The organism is Streptomyces sp. NBC_00057 (genome assembly GCF_045041165.1).
Lineage (GTDB): Bacteria > Actinomycetota > Actinomycetes > Streptomycetales > Streptomycetaceae > Streptomyces.
Map to the genome: position 1 here is coordinate 3,196,919 of NZ_CP108256.1, position 19,679 is coordinate 3,216,597.

Annotated in this window: 18 protein-coding genes, 1 pseudogene and 1 riboswitch; of the genes and pseudogenes, 11 read left to right on the forward strand and 8 right to left on the reverse strand. The window is 68.6% G+C overall.

Translation table 11 applies throughout. The features are described 5' to 3' along the window. Positions 1 to 124 precede the first annotated feature (124 nt). Together OG953_RS14690 and OG953_RS14695 are read left to right on the forward strand one after the other, a co-directional pair. The gene (locus OG953_RS14690) at positions 125 to 544 is read left to right on the forward strand and encodes an XRE family transcriptional regulator (RefSeq protein ID WP_405684648.1); all 420 of its coding nucleotides are present in this window, start codon (positions 125 to 127) and stop codon (positions 542 to 544) included. A 34-nt stretch (positions 545 to 578) separates the two neighbouring features. After that, positions 579 to 1,514, forward strand: a complete 936-nt coding sequence (locus OG953_RS14695; RefSeq protein ID WP_405684649.1) for a 1-aminocyclopropane-1-carboxylate deaminase/D-cysteine desulfhydrase — start codon at positions 579 to 581, stop codon at positions 1,512 to 1,514. Positions 1,515 to 1,579: 65 nt separating this feature from the next. On the opposite strand, the gene OG953_RS14700 is transcribed toward OG953_RS14695, so the two are convergent. After that, positions 1,580 to 3,184: a Na+/H+ antiporter gene (locus OG953_RS14700; protein WP_405684651.1), complete on the reverse strand. Its 1,605-nt coding sequence runs from the start codon at positions 3,182 to 3,184 to the stop codon at positions 1,580 to 1,582. A gap of 35 nt (positions 3,185 to 3,219) precedes the next feature. Between OG953_RS14700 and OG953_RS14705 the strand changes: the two genes are divergently transcribed. From OG953_RS14705 to OG953_RS14715, 3 genes are all read left to right on the forward strand, one after another. Next, positions 3,220 to 3,480 carry a UBP-type zinc finger domain-containing protein gene (locus OG953_RS14705; RefSeq protein WP_405684653.1) on the forward strand — a complete coding sequence of 87 codons (261 nt, stop codon included), beginning with the start codon at positions 3,220 to 3,222 and terminating at the stop codon, positions 3,478 to 3,480. 231 nt (positions 3,481 to 3,711) lie between these two features. After that, positions 3,712 to 4,125, forward strand: coding sequence for an anti-sigma regulatory factor (locus tag OG953_RS14710; RefSeq protein ID WP_376234011.1), 414 nt, complete (start codon positions 3,712 to 3,714; stop codon positions 4,123 to 4,125). Beyond that, the gene (locus OG953_RS14715) at positions 4,122 to 5,075 is read left to right on the forward strand and encodes an RNA polymerase sigma factor SigF (protein ID WP_405684655.1); all 954 of its coding nucleotides are present in this window, start codon (positions 4,122 to 4,124) and stop codon (positions 5,073 to 5,075) included. Before OG953_RS14710 ends, OG953_RS14715 begins: the two co-directional genes overlap by 4 nt. Before the next feature lie 150 nt (positions 5,076 to 5,225). Here the strand turns inward: OG953_RS14715 and OG953_RS14720 are convergent, their stop codons facing one another. Continuing rightward, complete coding sequence (locus OG953_RS14720) at positions 5,226 to 5,603, reverse strand: hypothetical protein (RefSeq protein WP_405691829.1); 378 nt, start codon at positions 5,601 to 5,603, stop codon at positions 5,226 to 5,228. 238 nt (positions 5,604 to 5,841) lie between these two features. Between OG953_RS14720 and OG953_RS14725 the strand changes: the two genes are divergently transcribed. Continuing rightward, on the forward strand, positions 5,842 to 6,810 hold the full coding sequence (locus tag OG953_RS14725; protein ID WP_405684656.1) for a diacylglycerol/lipid kinase family protein: 969 nt from the start codon (positions 5,842 to 5,844) through the stop codon (positions 6,808 to 6,810). A 319-nt stretch (positions 6,811 to 7,129) separates the two neighbouring features. Beyond that, positions 7,130 to 7,387 carry a WhiB family transcriptional regulator gene (locus OG953_RS14730; protein ID WP_003953983.1) on the forward strand — a complete coding sequence of 86 codons (258 nt, stop codon included), beginning with the start codon at positions 7,130 to 7,132 and terminating at the stop codon, positions 7,385 to 7,387. A gap of 174 nt (positions 7,388 to 7,561) precedes the next feature. Here OG953_RS14730 and OG953_RS14735 read toward each other — a convergent pair whose 3' ends face one another. Both OG953_RS14735 and OG953_RS14740 read right to left on the reverse strand, forming a co-directional pair. After that, on the reverse strand, positions 7,562 to 9,028 hold the full coding sequence (locus OG953_RS14735; RefSeq protein ID WP_405691831.1) for a sensor histidine kinase: 1,467 nt from the start codon (positions 9,026 to 9,028) through the stop codon (positions 7,562 to 7,564). Between the two features lie 514 nt (positions 9,029 to 9,542). After that, a pseudogene (locus tag OG953_RS14740) lies at positions 9,543 to 10,043 on the reverse strand (SIS domain-containing protein); the annotation flags it as partial. 141 nt (positions 10,044 to 10,184) lie between these two features. On the opposite strand from OG953_RS14740, the gene nagB reads away from it, so the two are divergent. Beyond that, positions 10,185 to 10,970, forward strand: a complete 786-nt coding sequence (gene nagB / locus OG953_RS14745; protein ID WP_405684657.1) for a glucosamine-6-phosphate deaminase — start codon at positions 10,185 to 10,187, stop codon at positions 10,968 to 10,970. Between the two features lie 337 nt (positions 10,971 to 11,307). Here the strand turns inward: nagB and OG953_RS14750 are convergent, their stop codons facing one another. The 4 genes from OG953_RS14750 to OG953_RS14765 form a co-directional block, all read right to left on the reverse strand. Further along, a complete protein-coding gene (locus OG953_RS14750) occupies positions 11,308 to 12,849 on the reverse strand; it encodes a glycoside hydrolase family 3 protein (RefSeq protein WP_405684658.1) in 1,542 nt (513 codons plus the stop codon). A gap of 9 nt (positions 12,850 to 12,858) precedes the next feature. Next, positions 12,859 to 13,689, reverse strand: a complete 831-nt coding sequence (locus OG953_RS14755) for a carbohydrate ABC transporter permease (RefSeq protein WP_405684660.1) — start codon at positions 13,687 to 13,689, stop codon at positions 12,859 to 12,861. Then, positions 13,686 to 14,678: a carbohydrate ABC transporter permease gene (locus OG953_RS14760; RefSeq protein ID WP_405684662.1), complete on the reverse strand. Its 993-nt coding sequence runs from the start codon at positions 14,676 to 14,678 to the stop codon at positions 13,686 to 13,688. The genes OG953_RS14755 and OG953_RS14760 overlap by 4 nt, the downstream gene beginning before the upstream one ends. Before the next feature lie 99 nt (positions 14,679 to 14,777). Beyond that, positions 14,778 to 16,064 carry an extracellular solute-binding protein gene (locus tag OG953_RS14765; protein ID WP_405684663.1) on the reverse strand — a complete coding sequence of 429 codons (1,287 nt, stop codon included), beginning with the start codon at positions 16,062 to 16,064 and terminating at the stop codon, positions 14,778 to 14,780. A 279-nt stretch (positions 16,065 to 16,343) separates the two neighbouring features. Between OG953_RS14765 and OG953_RS14770 the strand changes: the two genes are divergently transcribed. From OG953_RS14770 to mctP, 3 genes are all read left to right on the forward strand, one after another. Beyond that, on the forward strand, positions 16,344 to 17,105 hold the full coding sequence (locus OG953_RS14770; RefSeq protein WP_405691832.1) for a GntR family transcriptional regulator: 762 nt from the start codon (positions 16,344 to 16,346) through the stop codon (positions 17,103 to 17,105). A gap of 268 nt (positions 17,106 to 17,373) precedes the next feature. Then, entirely contained in the window at positions 17,374 to 17,628 is a 255-nt protein-coding gene (locus OG953_RS14775) for a DUF3311 domain-containing protein (RefSeq protein WP_114246558.1), read from the forward strand. Further along, positions 17,625 to 19,262: a monocarboxylate uptake permease MctP gene (gene mctP / locus OG953_RS14780; RefSeq protein WP_405684664.1), complete on the forward strand. Its 1,638-nt coding sequence runs from the start codon at positions 17,625 to 17,627 to the stop codon at positions 19,260 to 19,262. The genes OG953_RS14775 and mctP overlap by 4 nt, the downstream gene beginning before the upstream one ends. A gap of 152 nt (positions 19,263 to 19,414) precedes the next feature. Then, positions 19,415 to 19,556: riboswitch (cobalamin riboswitch) on the forward strand. Positions 19,557 to 19,679 lie beyond the last annotated feature (123 nt).

Below are 19,679 nucleotides of genomic sequence, written 5' to 3' on the forward strand. Positions count from 1 at the left end.
CCGGTCACGACCGCGAGTTGGTACACGCATACCCGTACCGATCGGCCTGCCCGTCGACGGTGTGGGGCGAGCTGATCGAAGGTGCCACGACGGACATCTTCCTGGCCGGATCACGAACTACTTCGTGTGGCTGGAGCAACCCGCATTCGTCGACACACTGCGCAGGAAGATCTCAGAGGGATGCCGGGTGCGCTTCCTGCTCGGTGATCCCGACGGGGAAGTGACCCGCCAGCGTGAGGCCATCGAGGACGTCGCCCTGAGCGTCGCAACGCGCATCCGGATCAGCCTGGAGCACCTGGGACGGCTTGGTCCGCTGGAGGGCCTGGAAACGCGATTCAGCAGCGCCGAGGATGCCGTGAACCACGTGTCCCTGTCCGTGTTCAGGTTCGACCACGACGCAGTCGTGACACCCCACCTGGCCCGGCTCGTCGGCCACGACTCGCCTCTCCTGCATCTGCGCCGCCAGGGCGACAGCGGGATGTTCGACAGATTCGCCGAGCACGCCGAGGAACTGTGGAACCGGGGCGTACCCCGGACGCCGTGAACGCGCGGCCAACGGTCAGAGCGACAATGACAGGGTGAGCCAGCCCGTAAATCTCGCCCTTGCACTCCAGCCCCGGCCGCCCTCCCCCCTGGAAGAAGTCCACGACGACCGATTCGCCCGCCAGGGCGTTCGGCTGCTGCTCAAGCGGGACGATCTCATTCACACCACGCTGGACTGGGATACGGCTGCACTTGGACCAGTGGAGCTGTACCCTCCGGGCAACAAATGGCGCAAACTCTCCCCCAACCTGCGGGCCGCCGCCGGGCGCACCGTGCTGACCTTCGGCGGCGCGTACTCCAACCATCTGCGGGCCACCGCCGCCGCCGGGCGGCTGCTCGGCTTCCCCACCATCGGGGTCGTACGCGGTGACGAACTGGCCGGCCGTCCCCTCAACCCCTCGCTCGCCCGCTGCGCCGCCGACGGAATGACCCTGCATTTCGTGGACCGTACGACGTACCGCGCGAAGGCCGATCCAGACGTCCTGGCGGGGCTGCTGAGCGCCTTCGGGGAGTGCTGCGTCATCCCGGAGGGCGGCAGCAACGCCCTGGCCGCACAGGGCTGTACGGAGCTGGGCCGCGAGCTGCGCGGCCGGGCCGATGTGGTCGCGGTTGCCTGCGGCACCGGCGGCACCCTCGCCGGACTGGCCGCCGGCCTCGCACCGGGGCAGCGCGCCCTCGGCATCCCGGTGCTGCGCGGCGGCTTCCTCGGCGACGCGGTACGGGAACTGCAGCAGGAGGCGTTCGGCGGGCCCGCCGGGTCGTGGTGCCTGGACGAACGCTTCCACTTCGGCGGCTACGCCCGTACGACCCCGCAGCTGCACGCCTTCGCGGACGACTTCGAGCAGCGGCACGGGCTGCCCGTCGAGCGCCTCTATGTCGCCAAGCTGCTGTACGCACTCACCGCGCTGGCCGAGGAGGGCGCGTTCCCCGCGGGAACCACGGTCGCGGCCGTCGTCACGGGCCGGCCGTAGGCGCATCCCACTGGACAGGTCCTGGGGCCCACCGGCTCCGCCTCCCATTTGCCGGTCGGTCTGAGCTAAGGCGCTTCCGACTCCTCCCGGTAGGCCGCCGCCTCCTCCAGGTCGAGCCTTCTGAGCAGCGTGCGGAGCATCTCGTCGTCGATCTGCCGCTCGTCCCGCAGCCGCACGAAGACCTCACGCTCGGCTTCGATCATTTCCCTGGCCAGGCGCCGGTACGTGTCGTCCACCGACTCCCCGGTCACCGGATTGGCCGCACCCAGCCGCTCCCACACCGCGTTGCGGCGGCGCTCCAGGACGGTGCGCAGCCGGTCGGTGAGCGGTCCCGGCAGCCAGTTGCGCCGGTCGGTGAGCAGCTCCTCCAGGCGCGCCTCGGCGGCCGTGGACGCCTCGCTCTGCGCCTGCGCCTCGGCCAGGGTCTCCGCCGTCACATCGCGCCCCGGAAGCTTCAGGACGCGCACCAGCAGCGGCAGGCTGAGCCCCTGGACAACGAGGGTGCCGATGACGGTGGTGAAGGTCAGGAACAGCACCAGGTTGCGGGCCGGGAAGGCCTGCCCGTCGGTCGTGAGCATGGGGATGGAGAAGGCGATGGCGAGCGAGACGACCCCGCGCATCCCGGCCCAGCCGACGATCAGCGGCGCCGTCCAGTTGGTCTCGGGCTCGCGCTCCCTGATCCGTTTCGACAGCCACCTGGGCAGATACGTCGCCGGGTAGACCCAGATGAAGCGGACCACGACGACGGCGAGGAACACGGCCACCGCGTACCAGAGGGCGTCTGCCACTGCGTACGTGCCGAGCCCCTTCAGTACGAAGGGCAGCTGGAGCCCGATCAGCGCGAAGACCGCGGACTCCAGGATGAACGCGACCATCTTCCAGACGGCCGCCTCCTGGAGCCGGGTCGCGAAGTCGACCTGCCAGGAGCGGTGGCCCAGATAGAGCGCGACGACGACCACGGCGAGCACTCCGGAGGCGTGTACGCGTTCGGCCGCCGCGTACGCCACGAAGGGGATCAGCAGTGACAGCGTGTTCTGCAGCAGGGCTTCCTTGAGGTGCGTACGGAGCCAGTGCAGCGGCACCATCAGCGCCAGGCCGACCACGACACCGCCGACCGCGGCAAGGAGGAATTCACCCATCCCGGCCCCCCAGCTCATGCCCTCGCCGACGGCGGCGGCGAGGGCCACCTTGTAGGCAGTGATCGCGGTGGCATCGTTCACCAGGGACTCGCCCTGCAGGATCGTCGTGACCCGGCCGGGCAGCCCGACCCGGCGGGCGATCGCGGCGGCCGTGACGGCGTCCGGCGGGGCGACGACCGCGCCGAGCACCAGCGCGGCGGTGAGTGGCAGGTCCGGCACGAGGCGGTACGCCAGCCAGCCGACCGCGACGGTCGCGAACAGGACGTAGCCGACGGAGAGCAGCGCGACCGGCCGGAGATTGGCCCGCAGGTCGAGGTACGAGCTGTCGACGGCCGCCGTATAGAGCAACGGCGGCAGCAGCAGCGGCAGCACGACGTGCGCGTCCAGGGTGTACGTCGGCACCCCGGGCAGATACGAGGCGATCAGCCCCACCGTGACCAACAGCAGGGGGGCCGGCACCGGGGTGCGGCGGGCGGCCCCCGCCACGGCCGCACTGGCCGCGACCAATGCCACCAGCGGCAATGCGTCCATTTCACGGTCCTCGCATCCGTCGTAACCTGGCAATCATGAGTGATTGCGCGCACGTGTCCGAACTGCCGCGCCCCGAGCCGGTCCCGCTCAGCGGGACCTGTCTCGGGTGCCTCGAGGCGGGCACCCACCCGGTGCAGCTACGACTCTGTCTGCTCTGCGGTCATGTCGGCTGCTGCGATTCGTCGCCGCTGCAGCACGCCACCGCACACTTCAAGGAGACCGGTCATCCGGTGATGCGGAGCTTCGAGGCGGGCGAAAGCTGGCGCTGGTGCTTCGAGGACGGTTCGATCGTCTGACGCCTGGGTACGTCAAACCGGCGCCGGTTGTTCGCAATTGACCGCCGCAGACCCCTACCCACCGTGTGTACTCATGGGCTTACCATGAGTGACAGTCATGGGCTGGGGGCCCGGCGACACGGCATCATGGATCGCGATAGCGTCGCCGGACCAGAACCGAAGACGTACCGCATGGCTCCGGGGCACCCTTCCCGGATCCTCGAAAGAGTTTGTGCCACCTTGGAGGTGAGGGTGTCCCAGATCGCAGGCGAGCCCGGGAATCAGGACTTCGTAGAGGTCCGGCTGCCCGCTGCGGGTGCCTACCTGTCGGTGCTGCGTACGGCAACGGCCGGTCTCGCAGCGCGCTTGGACTTCACTCTCGACGAGATCGAGGATCTTCGCATCGCGGTCGACGAGGCCTGCGCGATCCTGCTTCAGCAGGCCGTGCCGGGCTCCGTCCTCAGCTGCGTCTTCCGGCTCATCGATGATTCTCTCGAGGTGACGGTGTCGGCCCCGACGACGGACGGCCGGGCGCCGGAGCGAGACACCTTCGCCTGGACGGTGCTCTCCGCACTGGCCGGAAAGGTCGACTCCTCGGTCGCCGACGACCGTACTGTCAGCATCAGCCTCTACAAACAGCGCGGCGCGGGACCCGGGCCGGCGTGAGCAACGGGAACGGGGACGGTCCTGTGCGGGACGAGACGATCCGACCAGGGGTGGTGCGACCAGCAGGCATCCCGGAGCAGCAGGCCCTGCCCCATCCGGAGGACGGGGCGGACGGGCCTGCGGGCCGTACGGTCGCGGTGGAGCATTCGCAGGCGGAGCGGGCAGGCCAGATGAGCGAGCACGGGCACCACGATCCACACGACCGCAGCGGGGCGCGGGCGCTGTTCATCGAACTGCGCGAGCTTCCCGACGGGTCGGCCCAGAAGGCGGAGCTGCGCAATCAGCTGGTACGGATGCATCTGCCGCTCGTGGAGCATCTGGCCCGCCGGTTCCGCAATCGCGGCGAGCCGCTGGACGATCTGACCCAGGTCGCCACGATCGGCCTGATCAAGTCGGTGGACCGGTTCGACCCGGACCGCGGCGTCGAGTTCTCGACGTACGCGACCCCGACGGTCGTCGGCGAGATCAAGCGCCACTTCCGTGACAAGGGCTGGGCGGTCCGGGTGCCGCGCCGGCTCCAGGAACTGCGGCTCTCGCTCACCACGGCCACCGCCGAACTCTCCCAGCAGCACGGCCGCTCGCCGACGGTGCACGAGCTGGCGGAACGGCTGGGCATCTCCGAGGAAGAGGTCCTGGAGGGCCTGGAATCGGCCAATGCGTACAGCACGCTCTCGCTGGACGTGCCGGACACGGACGACGAGTCCCCGGCGGTCGCGGACACGCTGGGTTCCGAGGACGAGGCGCTGGAGGGCGTCGAGTACCGGGAGTCGCTCAAGCCGCTGCTGGAGGACCTGCCGCCGCGCGAGAAGCGGATTCTGCTGCTGCGCTTCTTCGGCAACATGACCCAGTCGCAGATCGCGCAGGAGGTCGGCATCTCGCAGATGCACGTCTCGCGGCTGCTGGCGCGCACACTGGCGCAGCTGCGCGAGCGGCTGCTCGTCGAGGAGTAACGCGAAGGGGCCGATTCGGGCGCGGGGGCCGGCGGAAACGGCCGTGCCCGCGCGCGGGGCAGCTGCGCCCGGCGGTCGTACGTGCAGCACCTGCGCCCGGGGAGTCGGCGTCGCCCGGAGGCCGCCTCACCCGGACATCGGGCATCCGGCTCAGGCGTCCGGCGTGGTGCCCGGTCGGCGGATACCGAGTGCCTCGACCGTCGTCGGCCTGACCAGCTGGTAGAGCGCCATCAGGACCACCGCGGCGAGGACGATCCCGGCCGGGATCAGTGCGCCGTGGGACCTCAGCAGCGTCCAGGCCACCGGAAGCGCGATGATCTGCGTGATGAGTGCGGGGCCGCGGCTCCAGCTGCGCCGCCGCAGCAGACCACGCGCGGCGAACAGCGGGATCAGGCCGAGCGCGATCAGCGTGAGGCCGCCCATCTCCGCCTGCTGCGGGCTCTCGGGGTGCCCGAGCAGCCCCCTCACCAGCATGTAGACACCGCCGCCGGCGAGCGCCGCCCCTTCCAGGGCGGTGAGTCCGGCCACGAGAGTGATCCTGCTCGGCTTCGCCGGTCCGACCGACGGCGAAGGCGACGAGGAGGGCGTGTTCTGCTGAGTACTCACCCTTGCAGGTTGACATCCCGGCCCTGCGAAAGCGAAGCCGGGGTCGGGAACCGTACGGGAAACGGACGGCCCCGTCCGACCGCGCCCGGGTCGTCACCGAGAGTGAAGGTCATGGGGCAGGACTTCAGACCGATACCACGCGGTAGGTAGTCTGGCCGTCATGCGCGCACTCCTTGTGGTCAATCCAGCTGCTACCACCACCAGTGCGCGGACGCGTGATGTGCTCATCCACGCGCTGGCCAGCGAGATGAAGCTGGAGGCCGTGACCACGGAGTACCGGGGCCACGCCCGGGATCTGGGGCGGCAGGCCGCGGACTCCTCGGAGATCGACCTGGTGGTCGCCCTGGGCGGCGACGGCACGGTCAACGAGGTCGTCAACGGTCTGCTCCACAACGGCCCCGACCTGGACAACCTGCCGAGTCTCGCGGTGGTTCCCGGCGGCTCCACCAATGTTTTCGCGCGCGCCCTGGGCCTGCCCAACGACGCGGTGGAGGCCACCGGAGCGATCCTGGACGCGCTCGCCAACCGCACCGAACGCACGGTCGGTCTCGGACTGGCGGCCGGCACCCCGGGCACCGAGGACGAGTCGGTTCCGAAACGCTGGTTCACTTTCTGCGCCGGGCTCGGATTCGACGCGGGCGTGGTCGGCCGGGTCGAACAGCAACGCGAACGCGGCAAGCGCTCGACGCATGCGCTGTATGTACGCCAGGTGGTCCGGCAGTTCCTGGAGGAGCCGCACCGACGGCACGGGGCGATGACACTGGAGACACCCGGACAGGAACCGGTCACCGGCCTCGCGCTGTCCATAATTTCCAACACGGCTCCGTGGACGTACCTGGGGAATCGCCCCATGTACGCGTCCCCGAAGGCCACCTTCGACACCGGCCTGGACGTGCTCGGACTGAAGCGGCTCTCCACCTCGGCGGTCGCCCGCTACGGCACCCAGCTGCTCACTTCGAGCCCGGAGAAGGGCCCGTCCGGCAAGCACGCCGTTTCACTCCATGACCTCACAGACTTCACCTTGCATTCAAAGGTGCCGCTGCCCTTCCAGATGGACGGCGACCACCTGGGAGTGCGTACCAGTGTGACGTTCACAGGCGTACGCCGTGCACTGCGTGTGATTGTGTGAGTGGAAGGGGCCAAAGTCCTTTAACTCGAACGTTTGGGCTGGGCTCCACCCCATAGAAGTACGGCTGTGACCTAGCCGACACCGAGGAATCAAAAAAAAGTTTCCAGAAGGGGTTGTATCCGCAGCCGAGGTTTGCGAATCTCTACATGGCGATCGGGACGGCCCGCAACAACGGCCTCCACTGAGAGCCAGAACCCCTCCTCACTTCACAGGACCACAACCAGTTCATCTGGGCGTCGGCCCGTCATCTGCGGGGGGATTCGTGAAAGCGTTCACATTCACAAGCACCAGTATGTAATACCAAGGAGAGGTAGCAGCCATGGACTGGCGTCACAACGCCGTTTGTCGTGAGGAAGACCCCGAGCTGTTCTTCCCCATCGGCAACACCGGTCCTGCGCTGCTGCAGATCGAGGAAGCCAAGGCCGTCTGCCGTCGCTGCCCCGTCATGGAGCAGTGCCTGCAGTGGGCGCTCGAGTCCGGTCAGGACTCCGGCGTCTGGGGTGGCCTCAGCGAGGACGAGCGCCGCGCAATGAAGCGCCGTGCCGCTCGCAACCGGGCGCGTAACGCCAGCGCCTGATCCGACGCCACCGCTACGAGCCTCAGCCAGGCGGCGCGTACAGAGCGTACGCACAACCCCGCCCCCCGAGTCGCAGCGCGCAGTACCCCCGAAGCGCATGCATGAACAGTGAGCCCGGACCGTGATCAACGGTCCGGGCTCACTGCTGTGTTCGTGCCTTGCCGGCCGCCGGGGCTACTTCTGGGCGCGGACCGGGATGTCGAGGACGACCTGGGTGCCGCGGTCCGGGGCCGGGACCATGCCGAAGGTGCCGCTCAGCTCGCCCTCCACCAGCGTCCTCACGATCTGCAGCCCCAGGTTGCCGGCGCGCTGCGGGTCGAAACCCTCGGGCAGTCCGCAGCCGTCGTCCTGGACCGTGATCAGCAGCCGCGTCCCGACGGAGGAACCGCCGCGTACCGCCGACACCTCCACCGTGCCGGACTCGGCGAGGGTGAAGGCGTGTTCCAGGGCGTTCTGCAGGATCTCGGTGAGCACCATCGCCAGCGGTGTGGCCACTTCGGCGTCGAGAATGCCGAAGCGTCCCGTACGGCGACAGGTGACCTTGCCCGGGGAGATCTCGGCCACCATCGCGATGACCCGGTCGGCGATCTCGTCGAACTCCACCCGCTCGTCCAGATTCTGGGACAGCGTCTCATGGACAATGGCGATCGAACCGACGCGCCGCACCGCCTCGTTGAGCGCCTCGCGGCCCTGGGGGGAGTCCATCCGGCGGGCCTGGAGCCGCAACAGGGCGGCGACGGTCTGGAGGTTGTTCTTCACCCGGTGGTGGATCTCCCGGATGGTGGCGTCCTTGGTGATCAACTCCCGCTCACGGCGGCGCAGTTCGGTGACGTCCCGAAGGAGGACCAGGGAGCCGATCCTGACCCCCTTGGGCTTGAGCGGGATCGCCCGGAGCTGGATCACCCCGCCCGCGCACTCGACCTCGAACTCACGGGGCGCGTAGCCGCTGGCGAGTTTGACCAGGGCCTCGTCAACCGGGCCGCGGGAGGGGGCGAGTTCGGCGGTGATCCCGCCCAGGTGCTGGCCGACCAGGTCGGAAGCGAGGCCGAGGCGGTGGTACGCGGAGAGACCGTTGGGACTGGCGTACTGGACGACTCCGTCGGCGTCGAGCCTGATCAGCCCGTCGCCGACGCGCGGCGATGCGTCCATGTCGACCTGCTGGCCGGGGAACGGGAAGGACCCGGCGGCGATCATCTGGGCCAGGTCGGAGGCCGACTGGAGGTAAGTGAGCTCCAATCGGGACGGTGTACGGACGGTCAGGAGGTTGGTGTTGCGGGCGATGACTCCGAGGACCCGGCCCTCACGGCGTACGGGGATCGACTCGACCCGTACCGGCACCTCCTCGCGCCACTCCGGGTCGCCCTCGCGCACGATCCGGCCCTCGTCCAGCGCCGCGTCGAGCAGCGGGCGGCGGCCGCGCGGCACCAAGTGGCCGACCATGTCGTCCTGGTAGGAGGTGGGGCCGGTGTTGGGCCGCATCTGGGCCACGGACACATAGCGGGTGCCGTCGCGGGTGGGAACCCACAGCACGAGGTCGGCGAAGGACAGATCGGAGAGCAGCTGCCACTCCGAGACCAGCAGATGCAGCCACTCCAGGTCGGTGTCACTGAGGGCTGTGTGCTGGCGGACGAGGTCGTTCATGGAGGGCACGTGTGCGAGCGTACCCGCGGATGGGCGATGGTTCCGAACCGAACGACCCGGCCGCACGTGTAAGGGTGGGGGCCCGGAAAATTGCGGCGGTCCGATGGATGGACACGGACGAATGGTCTAGTCCACAATGCTCAAGACAGAGCTTCCGCTCTCCCCGCACAGGAGAGTGGATCGAGGTACCCGCGCTCTCTGCCCTGACTGCGCAGGCACCTCTCCCCGGCCGGGGGCACCGCACACCGCCGGCCGAGCAGACCGCCCGGCGCCTGGGGGGTGGGAGAAGGAGCGGGGTTGGGTGCGTGCAGCTGCAAGGCGGAGGATCGAGCCAACGCGGAGCGTTGGTGATTGACGACAACGCCGCAGATGTGCGTGCCCAACCCCGCGACGCCGCCCCCCAGGTGGTGGTCGGTCTTGACTCCGGGCTGCGGTGCCGGACGGGCCGAGGGTCCCGTCCCGGCGCCGCGGCCCGCGGGTGTTCTACGGGCGTCGCCCGTACCCCGCCCCGTGATCAGCGGGTCTCGGTGGCCTTGGCCGGCGCACGCGGCGCGTCCGGGTCCTGACCGCGGGCGATCGTCACCTCGTATGCCAGCATCTGCAGCGGCAGGATCTCCAGGATCGGCTGGACCTCTTCGGCGACCCCCCGCCGTCGGCAGCACGAAGCCCGCGGACGCCGCCTCCACCTGGACCTCGGGGCCGACCACGAACAGGTCCGCGCCACGGCCGCACAGCCGGTCCAGGACCGGCTGGAGGGCCCGGCCGCCCCGGCCGTCCGCGACGACGGCCGATCACCGGGGAGATGTTGTCGACCATGGCGAGCGGGCCGTGCAGCAGATCGACGCCGGAGTAGGAGAGAGCCGGGATGCAGCTGGTCTCCATCAGCTTCAGGGCGGCTTCCTTGGCCGCGTCGATGGCCGTAGCCGCGCGAGGTGATGACCATGCGCTCGGCGAAGCGGTAGCGCGAAGCCAGGGTCTCGGCCTCGCCCCTGCGGGCCAGGATCGCCTCGGCCAGTCGCCGCTCAACCCGGACACCCGCCGGCGGGCCGCGGCCAGGACGGGTGCGGCCGTCGTGTCCGTGTTACCGGATTCTGCTAGATTGGACCCCGATTGGTCTATACCACGTGATTCAACTCTTCAGATCGGCAGGCCCCGCGTGGAAGTTGTCATCGTCCCGGACGCCAAGGCAGGCGGCGAACTCATCGCGGAGGCCATCGGCGCCCTGCTGAGCCGCAAGCCCGACGCCCTTCTCGGCGTTGCCACCGGCTCTACCCCGCTGCCCATCTACCGGGCGCTGGCGGCCAAGGTCCGCTCCGGCGCCGTGGACGCCTCGCGCGCCCGTATCTGCCAGCTCGACGAGTACGTCGGGCTGCCGGCGGGCCACCCCGAGTCCTACCGCTCCGTGGTGCTGCGCGAGGTCATCGAACCGCTCGGCCTGTCCGAGGCGTCCTTCATGGGCCCCGACGGCTCCGCCGAGGACGTCCTGGCCGCCTGCCAGGCGTACGACAAGGCGCTCGCCGAGGCCGGCGGGGTGGACCTGCAGCTCCTCGGCATCGGCACCGACGGGCACATCGGCTTCAACGAACCGTGCTCCTCGCTCGCCTCCCGTACCCGGATCAAGACGCTCACCGAGCAGACCCGGGTCGACAACGCGCGCTTCTTCGACAACGACATCACGCAGGTGCCGCACCACGTGATCACCCAGGGCATCGGCACCATCCTGGAGTCCCGCCACCCGATCCTGCTCGCCACCGGCGAGGGCAAGGCGGACGCCGTGGCGCAAACGGTGGAGGGGCCGGTGGCCTCGATCGTGCCCGCGTCGGCGCTGCAGTTGCATCCGCATGCGACGGTTGTGGTGGACGAGGCTGCCGCGTCGAAGTTGAAGCTGGCGAACTACTTCCGCGCCACGTATGCGGCGAAGCCGCTGTGGCAGGGTCTTTAGACCGGTCGGTCTCAGTCGTCCCGGACGTGGGGAGAGGGCCGGGGCACCCGTGGTGGGTGCCCCGGCCCTCTCGTATGCCGTTACGCGTCCTGCGGACGTGCTTGTCCTCAATCGCCGGACGGGCTTGATCCGACCCTCGCGCCGGGGGGAGGGTCGTCCGGGTGGACACGGTGTCCTCAAACGCCGGGCCGGCTTGACCTGCCGGAGCGGCTTGAAGTACCCGGTCGGCTTGGATCGGCCGTGCAGCCGGCAACGCCCGTCCATCTGAACGGGCGTTGGGCCGGCCGGGGGTGGGGCAGGCGTGATGCGGCCCCTCGTGCTGCATCACTCCCTGCTTTCAGGCCTGGGGGCGGTCCGTGCCCCTGGCGATGATCTCCGCGGCCGCGAGGCCGCAGACGCGGGCCGCGCCGTGGGTGGCGATGTGCAGGGCACCCCTGGGGGCCGCCTGCGGGACGCCCATTTCGACCACGACTGTGTCGGGGCGCTCCGCCACCAGTGCGTCGAGGGTCTCGGCCATCCAGGCATGGCGGTGGGCATCGCGGACGACCACGACGATGCGCCGCTCCCCCGCGGCCCGCAGCACGGCGGCGACGGGTGCCTCGGTGTCGCTGCTGTATGTGTCGGTCTCCGTGCCCGGCAGCAGCCGGCCCAGCTCCGCGGCGATGCCCCACGGGGTCTCGTCGCCGACCGCGATGTTCGACGCGGAGGTGAACGCGGCAACGTAAGCGGGGTCGGTCAGCGGCTCCGCGGAGCCGGTCACCTTCACCGCGCGGCGGGCGGCGACCAGGCCGATGCCGGAACCGGTCCCGGTACCGTGCGCGGTCTCCTTCTGCACTGCCGCACCCGGCTCCGAACCGGCTCCCTCGGCCCCCCGTGTCCAGGACGCGAGGGCACGTACCCGTGCGGCCGCGTCGGCGAGCCGCTCCTCCACGAGTTCACCGCTGCGCACCGCCGCGACCAGCGCGTCGCGCAGCCGCTGCACCGTGCCGTCGTCCTCCAGGCCGCCACCGATGCACAGGGCGTCGGCCCCCGCGGCGATCGCGAGGACGGAGCCGCGCTCGATGCCGTACGTCCCGGCGATGGCCTGCATCTCCACGGCGTCGGTGACGATCAGGCCGTCGTACCCCAGCTCCTCGCGCAGCAGACCGGTGAGGATCTGCGGGCTCACCGTCGCGGGGCGGTCCGGGTCGAGGGCGGGCAGCAGGATGTGCGCGCTCATCACGCACTTGGAACCTGCGGCAATGGCCGCCCGGAAGGGCACCAGTTCACGGGCGTACAGCGTCTCCAGGTCCACGTCGATGCGCGGCATCGCGTGGTGTGAGTCGATCGCGGTGTCGCCGTGCCCGGGGAAGTGCTTGGTGCAGGCGGCGACTCCGGCGGCCTGGAGGCCCTCGATGTACGCGGCGGTGTGCCGGGCCACGAGCTCGGTGTCGGTGCCGAAGGACCGCACACCGATGATCGGGTTACCCGGGTTGGAGTTGACGTCCGCGGACGGCGCCCAGTTGAGGTTGACGCCGCACTCGGCGAGCCGGCGACCCAGCTCCTGGGCGACCGCGCGGGTCAGCGCCACGTCGTCGACGTGGCCGAGCGCGAGGTTGCCGGGGAAGGAGGAGCCGGTACGCACCTCGAGGCGGGTGACGTCACCGCCCTCTTCGTCGATCGCGACGAGGAGGTCGTCGCGCCCGGCCCTGAGCTGGGCGGTGAGCGAGGCAACCTGCTCGGGCGTCTGGATGTTGCGGCCGAACAGGGCGACGGAAGCGAGGCCTTCGTCGACCCGGCGCAGCACCCAGTCCGGGGCGGTGGTGCCGGTGAATCCGGGCTGCAGGACGGCGAGAGCGTCGCGGGTGATGGTGTCCGTGGTGGATATCAGCGTGGTCATGGAGCGGTGTTATCCCTTCACGGCGCCGTCGGTGAGGCCGCTGACGGCCTTGCGCTGCAGGAAGACGAAGAGGATGAGGATCGGGATGGCGAAGATCGAGGCCGCCGCCATGGTGGCACCCCAGTCGTCGCCGAACTGGCTCTGGAACTGGGATAGCCACAGCGGAAGTGTCTTGGCCTCGGGGTCCTTGTTGAGGATCAGAACCAGCGGGAATTCGTTCCACGCCGTGATGAAGCCGAAGAGCGAGGTGGCCATCAGGCCGGGGGCGAGCAGCGGCAGGATCACCTTGATGAAGGCCTGCGGGCGGGTGCAGCCGTCGACCATGGCCGACTCCTCCAACTCCTTGGGCACCGCGGCGACATAGCCGCGCAGCGTCAGGATCGTGAAGGGAAGCACCATCACCATGTAGAAGAGCGTCAGCGGGACCAGGCTGTTGAGCATGTCGGCGTCGCGGACCAGCATGTAGATCGCGATGACCATGACTTCCCAGGGGGCCATCTGCGCGATCATGAAGACCAGGATCATGCTCTTGCGGCCCTTGAACCGCATCCGGGCCAGCGCGAACGACGCGAAGAGCGCGATGATCAGCGAGAAGACCACGGCGAGCAGCGTGACGGTGAGCGAGTTCCTGACCAGGGTCAGGAAGTTCGGTGCGTGGTACGCCGTCTTGAAGTGCTCGAACGTGACGTCGGTCGGGAACCAGACCGGCGCTTCGGTGATGATGTCGCCGGTCGGCTTGAACGCCGTACTGAACATCCAGTAGACGGGGAAGACCAGTGCGGCGAAGAGGACGATCGCCGTTGCGTTGGGCCAGATGCGGCCGAGCAGTGAGCGCTTCACAGCTCGTCCTCCTCTTGCTTGAGAACGATGCGGAGGTAGTACGAGGTCAGCCCCAGCATGATCAGGATGGTCAGCAGGGAGATCGCCGCGCCCATACCGTAGTGCTGGTTGCCGACACCCTCGACGAAGGCGTAGATCGGCAGTGTCTCGGTGAGGCGGTTGGGGCCGCCCTCGCTGATGGTGAAGATCTGCGGGAAGGCCTTGAAGACCCAGATGACCTCGAGGAAGGTCGTGGCGTAGAGGAAGGGCCGCAGGAACGGGAACGTCACCGATGTGAAGCTCTTCCAGACGCCGGCGCCGTCGAGTGAGGCGGCTTCGTACAGTTCCTTGGCGATGGTGGTGGTCGCCGCGTACAGGTTGATCGCCACGAACGGGATCGACTGCCAGACGATCATCAGGGTGACCACGAAGAAGGTGGAGAACTGCGAGCCGGTCCAGTTGAAGTCGGCCATCGAGTGCCGGCCGAGCTTGTCCAGCGCGTAGTTGATGACCCCGAAGCGTGAGGCGAACAGCCACTGGAACACGGTGGACGCGGCCACGACCGGCATCGCCCAGGCGAGCACCAGGCCGACCATCAGGGTGAGGCGCATCTTCCTGCCGAGACGGGCGAGCAGCAGTCCGACCAGCGTGCCGATGATCATGATCAGAACGACGTTGACGCCGGTGAACACGATCGTGCGGAGCGTAACTTTCCAGAAGTCCTCACCGGTGAGGATCTCCTGGTAGTTCTTGAAGCCGTTCCACTCGGTGACGTGCTGGATCAGCTGTCCCATATTGAGGTTCTGGAACGACAGCATGGCGTTCTTGACCAAGGGATACCCGAGGAAGATCGCCGTCACCGCAAGCGCGGGAACCATCAACAGGTACGGCGCTGTGCCGATACCCACCTTCCGCTTGCTTCCCCCGTGCTGCCCGACGGGTGTTTTCCCGTCCTGCCCGCGGACTGCGACCGTCTTGGCCACATCCGAGGGGTCGGTTTGCACTGCCATGCTCGCCATCTCTTCCAACAAAGCCCTACACGGAACGGTGCGTACAACCGGGGCGGCGGGTCGAGACCCGCCGCCCCGGCGCGGGACGCGCTACTGCGATTACTGCTGCTGGCTGAGGCGTTTGTCGAGCTCGCCCTCGACCTGCTTGGCGGCATCGGCGGGCGACTTACCCTGCAGGACCAGCGTCATGTAGGTCTTGATCGGGTTCGGCGGGTTCTCGACCGGTGCCCACTCCGGGATCAGCGGGGTGGTGCCACCGGACTTGGCGGCGGCCGGGCCGGCCGCCTCGGCGGCGGGCTGGCCGACGGTGTACTGCTGCATGGCGTCGCTCTTCGGAGACCAGCCGGCCTCCTTGATGAGCGCGCCGTCGTTCTTCTCGGAGAGCGCGATCTTCAGGAACTCCTTGGCCAGCTCCTGCTTCTTGCTGCCCGCGGCGACGGCGAGGTTGGAGCCACCGAGGAAGACGCCTTCGGGCTTGTCCGCCGTCTCACCGGGGATGGTGAAGAAGCCGATGTCGTCCTTGAGCTTCGGGTTGGCCTTGATGGCGGTGCCGGCCTCGTAGCCCATGGCGATGACGGCGCCGGTCTTGCCCTTGGCGAAGACTTCGGCCTGCTGCGGGGTGGCCTCGTCCTTGTCCTTGGGAGCCTTGGAGTAGGACTGGTACTGCTTGTACACGTCCATGGCCTCGGCGGCCTTCGGGTCGGCCAGGTTGGAGACGTACTTGTCGCCCTTCTTCTTGACCGGCGAGACGTCCTTGCCGACGAGCAGGCCGTCGAAGAAGTACCAGTTCTGGCCGGGCAGGTAGATGGGCTCGGCGTCGCCCTTCTCCTTGATGGCGTCGAACGCCTTGAAGAGGTCTGCACGGGTCTTCGGCGTCTCGGTGATACCGGCGTCCTTGAAGACCTTCTTGTTGTACATGACGACGCGGTTGCCCACGTACCACGGCAGGGCGTACTGCTTGCCGTCGTACATGGAGGGCTGGTTGACGCCGTCGGCCCAGGCGGAGCCGATCTCCTTCTTCAGGTCACCGAGGTCGGCGAGACCACCGGTCTTGGCGTACGCCGGGGTCTGGGTGTTGCCGATCTCCAGGACGTCCGGCGGGTTGGACTCGGAGAGGGCCGTGGTGACCTTCTGCTGAATGCCGTTCCAGTCCTGGACTTCGATCTCCAGCTCGGCCTTGGTCTTCTTCTCGAACTCATCGGTGACCGTCTTGGTCCACCCGGGCGGGTTCGATCCGGACATCGTCCAGACGGTGAGCGTCTCACCCTTGTAGCTGTCCGGGCCGGTCTTCTTACCGCTGTTGCTGTCGCCGTCGTCGGACCCACACGCCGCGAGGCCGATCATCATGCCCGCGACGCCGACCGCCGCGATGAGCTTGCGCTTCACGCCAAACCCTCCTCAGGGATACCGCAACCCCGCCCACCGCGAAGACATTCGACGAGTACTGCTGGGGCTGGACCTGGCCTTTAATGGTTTAGACCAGAACCGGGAGCTTGGCCTAGACCTTTAAGGGTGTCAAGGGTGTATAAGAAGTGCACTCGCGTCCGTTACAGGACCGACACCTGGGGGAGGGCGACGAGCCGTGACCGGACCGTGCCACCATGTGAGCCGCGACAGACGGAGGAGCCGGTGACGGCAGCAACGCAGCAGTCGGGAAGGCGGGCCATGGGCGACGGGGGCAGTACGGAGAACGAGACGGGCGCGGCCACACGGACGGCGCGTGTCCCGAAGTACTACCGGCTGAAGCGACATCTCCTCGACATGACGGACACCATGCCGCCGGGCACCCCCGTGCCACCGGAACGGACCCTGGCCGCCGAGTTCGACACCTCGCGCACGACCGTGCGCCAGGCACTCCAGGAACTGGTCGTCGAGGGTCGGCTGGAGCGCATCCAGGGCAAGGGCACCTTCGTCGCCAAGCCGAAGGTCTCACAGGCTCTGCAGCTCACCTCGTACACCGAGGACATGCGCGCCCAAGGACTCGAACCGACGTCCCAGTTGCTGGACATCGGCTACGTCACGGCGGACGACACGCTCGCCGGACTGCTCGACATCACGGCCGGTGGGCGAGTGCTGCGGATCGAACGGCTGCGGCTCGCCAGCGGGGAGCCGATGGCGATCGAGACCACGCACCTCTCGGCCAAACGCTTTCCGGCGCTGCGCCGTTCGCTGGTGAAGTACGCCTCGCTCTACACCGCCCTGGCGGAGGTGTACGACGTCCGGCTGGCCGAGGCCGAGGAGACCATCGAGACCTCGCTCGCCACCCCGCGCGAGGCCGGACTGCTCGGTACGGATGTGGGCCTGCCGATGCTGATGCTGTCCCGGCACTCGCTCGACGGGCAGGGCGAACCGGTGGAGTGGGTGCGCTCGGTCTACCGGGGCGACCGGTACAAGTTCGTGGCGCGCCTGAAGCGGCCGACGGACTGAAGTCCGGGTGCGTCGGCCGACTGATTCCGGCCACCGCACTCCTGGGTGCGACCGTCGCGGCCCCCGTGGAATCCACCACTCCACGGGGGCCGTTGACACGCCTGGTGCAGACCAAGTGTCGTACGTTTGACAACATTCCGAACGTTCGTGCCCGCGCACGGGACCGTTGCCGGACCGCAATGCGGACAGGGGGTGACGGTGACCGGAAGCCTCCCCTAGATTTCCTGCGCATTACACCAGGTGATCAGCGAGGGGACGGAGTCGCCGTATGCCAGCAGACCCAGAAGGAAAACCGCCCACAGTCACACCCGTGCGGGTGGTCATCGCCCTCTGTCTCATCGCGCCGTTCGTGGCGATGCTCTGGGTGAGTTCGTATGCGAAGGTGGACCCCACCTTCATCGGCATTCCGTTCTTCTACTGGTACCAGATGCTCTGGGTGCTGATCTCCACCGCACTCACGGTGATCGCGTACAAGCTGTGGCAGCGTGACCAGCGCGCCCGCAAGGGGGGTGCTTCGGCATGAAGGACGGCGTGAACGGCGTCGCGCTCGGCGTCTTCATCTTCTTCTTCCTGGCCGTCACGGTCATGGGCTTCCTGGCGGCGCGCTGGCGGAAGGCCGAGAACGACGCCAGCCTCGACGAATGGGGCCTGGGCGGACGTTCGTTCGGCACCTGGGTCACCTGGTTCCTGCTCGGCGGCGACCTGTACACCGCGTACACCTTCGTCGCCGTTCCCGCGGCGATCTACGCGGCGGGCGCGGCAGGCTTCTTCGCCGTGCCGTACACGATCCTCGTGTACCCGCTGATCTTCACCTTCCTGCCGCGCCTGTGGTCGGTCTCGCACAAGCACGGGTACGTGACCACCTCGGACTTCGTCCGCGGGCGCTTCGGCTCGAAGGGGCTCTCGCTGGCGGTCGCCGTCACGGGCATCCTGGCCACGATGCCGTACATCGCACTCCAACTCGTCGGCATCCAGGCCGTGCTGGACGTGATGGGCGTGGGCGGTGGAGAGAACACCCACTGGTTCGTCAAGGACCTGCCGCTGCTGATCGCGTTCGCGGTGCTCGCCGCGTACACCTACTCGTCCGGTCTGCGGGCGCCGGCGCTGATCGCGTTCGTCAAGGACGGACTGATCTACCTGGTCATCGTAGTGGCGATCATCTACATCCCGATCAAGCTCGGCGGCTTCGACGACATCTTCGCCAAGGCGGGCGATGCGTTCTCCCAGACCAACCCGGCAACCGGCAAGCCGCGCGGCGCGCTCGCGCCGGGTGAAGCGGGCCAATGGGGTTACGCCACACTGGCCCTGGGCTCGGCGCTGGCGCTCTTCATGTATCCGCACTCGATCACGGCGACGCTCTCCAGCCGCAGCCGCAATGTGATCCGGCGCAACACCACGATCCTGCCGCTGTACTCGCTGATGCTGGGCCTGCTGGCGCTGCTCGGCTTCATGGCGATCGCCGCCGGGATCAAGGTGGACAACGGGCAGTTGGCCATCCCCCAACTGTTCGAGAACATGTTCCCCGACTGGTTCGCGGGGGTCGCGTTCGCCGCCATCGGCATCGGCGCTCTGGTGCCCGCCGCGATCATGTCGATCGCCGCGGCGAACCTCTTCACCCGCAACATCTACAAGGACTTCCTGAAGCCGGACGCGACCCCGGAACAGGAGACCAAGGTCTCCAAGCTGGTGTCGCTGCTGGTGAAGGTCGGCGCGCTCGCCTTTGTCCTCACCATGGACAAGACGGTCGCGATCAACTTCCAGCTGCTCGGCGGGATCTGGATCCTCCAGACGATGCCGGCCCTGGTCGGCGGCCTGTTCACCCGCTGGTTCCACCGCTGGGCACTGCTCGCGGGCTGGGCGGTCGGCATGGTGTACGGGACGGTGGCCGCGTACGGGGTCGCCAGCCCGACCCAGGCGCACTTCGGCGGGTCGTCCAAGGAGATCCCGGGCATCGGCGAGATCGGCTACATCGGTCTGACCGCGTTCGCGCTGAACGTGGTGGTGACGGTGGTGCTCACCCTCGTCCTGAACGCCGTGAAGGCACCCGCCGGGACCGACGAGACCTCCCCGGCCGACTACACGGCCGACGCGGGCGACCCGGGCGTCCGGGCGGAGCTCCCGCCGGCCACGGCGGGGGCCCCGGGCGGCGGCCACTGACGACCGCTCCCACGGCCGGATGACGGCCCGTCGCGCCCCCTTCAGCGGGGCGTGGCGGGCCGTCCGCCTGCTCCGACAGGGGATCTCACGGCTAGTCCTGTGGGCTCGACTTCTACTGCGCGACACAACATGTGGGGGCCGTCCCATCCAGCGGCCCCCACATGTATGCTCGTGCTCGCTGTCGCCGCAGGGAAATCCGGTGCGAATCCGGAACTGTCCCGCAACGGTGTATTCGGTGCACTTTTGTGCACCCGCAAGTAAGTCCGAGGACCTGCCGACAGCGCATCCGGCTCGACCGAACCGGATGCCAGACGTCCGGGCCTCGCGGATGGGCCGGTGGACGCCGCAATGAGTGCTGCCCGACGCGGGCCCGCCTCTGCCCGGCTGCCCCGCTCCCCGCCGGCCCCGAGCCGAGCG

Excerpts from the sequence above, each read along its gene's own strand:
- OG953_RS14775 (WP_114246558.1), top strand. The coding sequence starts at position 17,374 with ATGCCAGCAGACCCAGAAGGAAAACCGCCCACAGTCACACCCGTGCGG.
- OG953_RS14700 (WP_405684651.1), bottom strand. The coding sequence starts at position 3,184 with ATGGACGCATTGCCGCTGGTGGCATTGGTCGCGGCCAGTGCGGCCGTG.
- OG953_RS14770 (WP_405691832.1), top strand. The coding sequence starts at position 16,344 with ATGGGCGACGGGGGCAGTACGGAGAACGAGACGGGCGCGGCCACACGG.
- OG953_RS14705 (WP_405684653.1), top strand. The coding sequence starts at position 3,220 with ATGAGTGATTGCGCGCACGTGTCCGAACTGCCGCGCCCCGAGCCGGTC.
- OG953_RS14725 (WP_405684656.1), top strand. The coding sequence starts at position 5,842 with ATGCGCGCACTCCTTGTGGTCAATCCAGCTGCTACCACCACCAGTGCG.
- OG953_RS14735 (WP_405691831.1), bottom strand. The coding sequence starts at position 9,028 with ATGAACGACCTCGTCCGCCAGCACACAGCCCTCAGTGACACCGACCTG.
- OG953_RS14730 (WP_003953983.1), top strand. The coding sequence starts at position 7,130 with ATGGACTGGCGTCACAACGCCGTTTGTCGTGAGGAAGACCCCGAGCTG.
- OG953_RS14760 (WP_405684662.1), bottom strand. The coding sequence starts at position 14,678 with ATGGCAGTGCAAACCGACCCCTCGGATGTGGCCAAGACGGTCGCAGTC.
- mctP (WP_405684664.1), top strand. The coding sequence starts at position 17,625 with ATGAAGGACGGCGTGAACGGCGTCGCGCTCGGCGTCTTCATCTTCTTC.
- OG953_RS14750 (WP_405684658.1), bottom strand. The coding sequence starts at position 12,849 with ATGACCACGCTGATATCCACCACGGACACCATCACCCGCGACGCTCTC.